A 4845-nucleotide genomic window follows, 5' to 3' on the forward strand; every position below is an offset into this window, starting at 1 on the left:
CTCCGGTATAGAGTATGGGGGCATGAGCAGTTACACAATTTAAATTACAGCCTCACCACTTACCCACTCATCATCATCATCATCATCATCATCATCATCAAGATCAATATTAAATTCGGTGTGGACCGAAACATATCCGCCCCCTTTACCTTCTTTTTTCTCTACCAAATTACCTCAACATTCGTTGCTTAAAATTACTGAATAATCATACCCATATTCCCCGTACCTGCCTGCGTTACCTGTGCGGTTTGGAAATCATTCACTTGAGTGGTGGTATGAGTATTTAAAGTGCCAGCTTGAGAAGTGGTACTGGCGCTACTGAAAGCCCCAACCTGACTGACATCAACCATATTCATATCTCCATCTTGGGTAATGGTGATATTGGATGATGTGACATCCATTTGTAACACGGTCAGCGAGCTTTGCGTACCTATTTGCGATGTCGTCACACTACTCAGATCAACCAGGGTATCCTGCTCAACATCAGCGGTATTATCTGTTCCCGACTGAGTAATATCGATCACACTATTGTTAATAAGGCCGTCCTGTTCGGCATCCACCATATTGGTGGAACCACTTTGGTCCACCGTTATTGTACTCAATAAAATCGGCCCATCTATTTACAACAACTGAGCGTCGTTGCCATCGCCACTCTGAAATACTGTCGCTGTTGAAGAGTCTATAAAATTACTTTGATTAATATCGGTATTGTTCGAACTGCCACCTTGCTCAACGGTAGCAGAAGTAGAGGATATATCCCCCTCCTGGTCTATTTCAGCTTCATTCATATCTCCGGTTTGACTAACACTAACAAAGCTCAGAGAAACAACATCGTCCTGACTTACCTCTGCATCATTGTCTGTACCGTCTTGCGAAACACTAATACCACTCCCAGAAACATCACTAGATTGATCCGTGAATGCCACATTACCGCTACCGGATTGAATTATGCTGGAAGTGCTGGATGATACATTTACAAACTGATCAATATCAGCATCATTGGAGGTACCCACCTGTAAAATACTCGCGGATACAGACGATGCCTGAAACTGATTCGAATCTAAAGTATTCTGATCACCAACCTGTGTAAAAATCATAGTGCTGGCGGAGACTGAAGTGGATTGCTCCGCTTCGATATCATTCGTATCACCATCTTGACTTACGTTGATAGTGCTTGAATCGACAGAGTCTATCTGGTCCAGATTAACCGAGTTCGTATCCCCCACCTGAACTGAAGATATCGTACTAGAACTTACCTGGCTATCCTGCCTGGATTCAAATTCATTATCTGTACCTACCTGTACCGCTGAAATAGTACTATTACTAATAGAATTTGCCTGTATGGTTTCCGCGTCATTCATATCCCCCTGTTGATTAATGGCTGTGGTAGCCAAACTTACATCCATCTCCTGGAGAGACATCGCATCATTGTCGTCGCCAATCTGGATATGCGAAATCAGACTGTCAGTGGTATTATCCAACTGTTCCGCATCAGAGACATTTCCCACCCCATCTTGAATAACCACAATCTGATTATCTGTAACCGTAGGATCAGACTGATTAATTGTGGCTGTATTCATAGAGCCCTGTTGGGAAACACTACTGACATTACTGTCGGCGACAGCTCCACAGTGAATCACGGCCAATACCGCTGCGGCCAATGGCTTCATAAACTTCATAGCAAATTCCTTTTCACGCAAATTACCGAACAAACAAATGAGCAGGGAATTCCCTCACAAGAGCAACGAAGCATTCACAACTATTCAGCACCCTCACTCACAATTAAAAAATTCTAAATCAGCAAAAACAAAGACAGACAGAATTTTATGGCCTTGAAATTCTACTGCATAATATTCCCCGTATTTCCACTACCCACCTGATTGGCAATAGCCGTTTGGCCATCATTCGATTGAGTTGTGGCATGAGTATTGGCATCCCCCATCTGTGTAGTTATAACAGTCCCTCCACTCATCGCAGACTGCCCAACTTCAATGTAATTCATACTCCCATTTTGAAACGTTGAAATAGTTGAAGACATGACAAATTCCTGAGCGACATAAGCTTCATTAAGCACGCCATTCTGCGTAGCATTGATAAAACCCAACTCAGTAATATCACCCTGGAAGAGTTCAGCAATATTGCCCTCTCCTTGCTGGTTAACCAGCCCAACGCTTGACTGGGCAAAATCTTCATGAATAGCCTGGGCATAATTACCTACCCCAACCTGGGTTACAACCAGGGTACCCAGTATCCCCCCGGTATCAACCTGTGCCGCAACACCTTCGTTCATCGAGCCCGACTGGATAACACTGACATTTCCCGCAATCACAAAATCATCCTGCACCACCCATCCAGAATTCCCATCCCCAGTCTGACTAATCAGGGCAGTACTCTCAGACACTTCTGCAATCTGCTCCAAAATAGCTTCATTCATTAATCCTAATTGCTCTACCGTGCCCGTATTCAAATCCGTAAGGGCGCCTTGTAAAACCGATGCCTGGTGAGAATCCCCAGTTTGCATTACTGAGACTGTATTATTGGTACTGGTAGGATTGGATTGATCCACTGTTGCCTGATGCCCAAACCCACCCTGCTCAACACCTGCCAAGTTATTGCCTGCCATAGAGTAGCCACTCACCAAAAGTGAAGCCAGGGTTGCAGTCGAAATCCAAACTTTCATAATTAACTCAACTTTTCCGTTTATATGACAAAATTACTATACGGAGATACCAGCTCCACTATTTACAATAGGCTTTATACCTTAAGATAAACCGGCACAACTCTTCGGCCACTTTGCCTTTCAAGAGGCAGATACCATCAAAAACCTGTTAGGTTATTTACTTTAATTCGAGCACCATAAAAATGCTTGAATAACCCGCCCCCAAAACCAAGGACTGGAACGGATTATCAAATTCAAATAAGACCTATTGCAAAATAGTGCCAATATTCAAAGTACCATTCTGCGTTGCAATTGCTGTTTGAGCATCAAGTGTCTGCTCTGTCAGGTGCTGATTCATATCACCTACCTGGGTAGTGGTCGCATTACTTAACGCATTACTCATCTGTGAAATGGATAGCATATTGCTAATACCATTTTGCAGCGAATTTGCTGTTACTGAAGTTGCAGTAATTTGCATAAGCATTGCTTCATTCGATTCACCGAGCTGAGTAAGGGTTGCTACAGCGAAAGAAGTACCCCCAGCCTGCTGGGTAACCCCCATATTCATAGTGCCAGACTGACTCACGCTACCTACACTGGAATCGACGGCTACCAGCTGAACGCCTCCACCGAGGTTTCCATCACCCACTTGGCTTACATTGACAGTGCTTCCATTCACAGTGTCTTCCTGTAGCGACCCACCAAAGTTACCATCACCGACCTGTGTAATTGAAACTGTACTGGCGGTAACTCCATTTTCCTGATCAGAGTCAACTTCATTCATATTCCCAGACTGAAGGACATTAATCGTAGAAGAGAAAACCCCCATTATTTGCTCACTAACAAAGAGGTTCTGATCGCCAACCTGATCCACACCAATAGAGCTAAGCTCTACGACACTTTGCTGGCCAATTTGAGCCATATTATCATCGCCAATTTGATTCAGGGTGATGGAACTCCCCAAAATATCAAATACTTGCCCCATAATTATCGCATCATTCATATCACCAGTTTGGGTGACTGCAATACTGGAAGCTTCTGTGTCTGTCTGGGTGATAGCCATAAAGTTCATCTGCCCAGATTGATTTAGTTCTTGAGTAGAGCCTAATGATTCAAACTGCTCCGCAGCTACGTCGTTAGCATCGCCAGCCTGATTTATTTCCATCGAGCTGACCTCGGTGAAAAACTGCTGGAAGGATTCGGCCATATTTCCAACACCCTCTTGGTTGTGGATCATCGTATTACTTACAGCATCTCCCGACTGTGTAGATGATGAAAAATTGCCATCACCAATTTGAGTCACATCGATCAGGTTATTTATGGCTGTAGGATCAACTTGATTAGCGTTGGCTGTATTACCCATTCCTTGCTGATCGACCAGTGTCGTATTATTACTAGCTACAACACCACCACTCAAAGTCGCTATTATCACTATCACCAAAGGCTCTAGTTTCTTCATAATGGAATCCTTTATCTGCTACCGGTACTATTCTTAGGAATTTATGAAATAAGGCTCATAAGTGGAATCGATACCAGAAACATGTCAGCATACAAAATTGCGAACCCTAGCCTATGGGGCATGTCACATGCCTGAGTAAAGGGGAGTTTGGCAGAATTATTTACGCTGATTAAAAACTCTCAATAGAATTTACATGCACTGGCACAAGTTCACTTGCGATACTGAACAACTGAATATTTAGAAACTATTCTCAAATCGCTGATCATGGGCCGACCAACTACCCGCTAAGCGTGAACGACATCTAATGCCGAAACCATAAGAAGGAAGTGCGGAAATATTAGGAATAAAGTTTTAAATTATTCTTTAGCGCCAAAGGTAAAGGTATTCGGAGACAAAGAAAGGGCTTCTCTGGCCAAAAGCCTCACTTCCTCCTCAGGCAATCAGTTGATAACGCAAACTTATTCGACTGTATTTTTTCTTCACCCAACTGACCGCCTCTATTGCCGCCCAATCGGCAATGATGAACTTTCACGATTTAAAAAAAGGGGATCAAATGTCAGCAGGTAAAATAGTGAATGCGGTAGAAAAGCAGGCCTTTCACCTGGGAAGCCAAGCTAACTATTACTTACTAAAAAAGGGGGGAAGAAAAGAATACACTACGATCGAGACAACAGGTAGTGTTCAGAATTCTGTGTCATTTCTTTACTATTAGCAAAAAAGAGATGAC

At 43.2% G+C, this 4845-nt stretch carries 5 protein-coding genes; all 5 read right to left on the reverse strand.

Annotated elements, in window-relative coordinates:
* Window positions 1-39: 39 nt before the first annotated feature.
* Window positions 40-168 carry a hypothetical protein gene (locus MO867_RS23630; RefSeq protein WP_256474235.1) on the reverse strand — a complete coding sequence of 43 codons (129 nt, stop codon included), beginning with the start codon at window positions 166-168 and terminating at the stop codon, window positions 40-42.
* Between the two features lie 26 nt (window positions 169-194).
* Window positions 195-602: a hypothetical protein gene (locus MO867_RS20470; RefSeq protein WP_252472555.1), complete on the reverse strand. Its 408-nt coding sequence runs from the start codon at window positions 600-602 to the stop codon at window positions 195-197.
* Window positions 603-620: 18 nt separating this feature from the next.
* Entirely contained in the window at window positions 621-1679 is a 1059-nt protein-coding gene (locus MO867_RS20475; protein ID WP_252472557.1) for a hypothetical protein, read from the reverse strand.
* Between the two features lie 161 nt (window positions 1680-1840).
* Complete coding sequence (locus tag MO867_RS20480; RefSeq protein ID WP_252472559.1) at window positions 1841-2680, reverse strand: hypothetical protein; 840 nt, start codon at window positions 2678-2680, stop codon at window positions 1841-1843.
* 244 nt (window positions 2681-2924) lie between these two features.
* Entirely contained in the window at window positions 2925-4118 is a 1194-nt protein-coding gene (locus tag MO867_RS20485) for a hypothetical protein (protein ID WP_252472561.1), read from the reverse strand.
* Window positions 4119-4845: the final 727 nt, after the last annotated feature.

Origin of the sequence: Microbulbifer okhotskensis, assembly GCF_023895975.1 — a bacterium.
Classification (GTDB): domain Bacteria; phylum Pseudomonadota; class Gammaproteobacteria; order Pseudomonadales; family Cellvibrionaceae; genus Microbulbifer; species Microbulbifer okhotskensis.

Excerpts from the sequence above, each read along its gene's own strand:
- MO867_RS20475 (WP_252472557.1), bottom strand. The coding sequence starts at position 1,679 with ATGAAGTTTATGAAGCCATTGGCCGCAGCGGTATTGGCCGTGATTCAC.
- MO867_RS20480 (WP_252472559.1), bottom strand. The coding sequence starts at position 2,680 with ATGAAAGTTTGGATTTCGACTGCAACCCTGGCTTCACTTTTGGTGAGT.
- MO867_RS20485 (WP_252472561.1), bottom strand. The coding sequence starts at position 4,118 with ATGAAGAAACTAGAGCCTTTGGTGATAGTGATAATAGCGACTTTGAGT.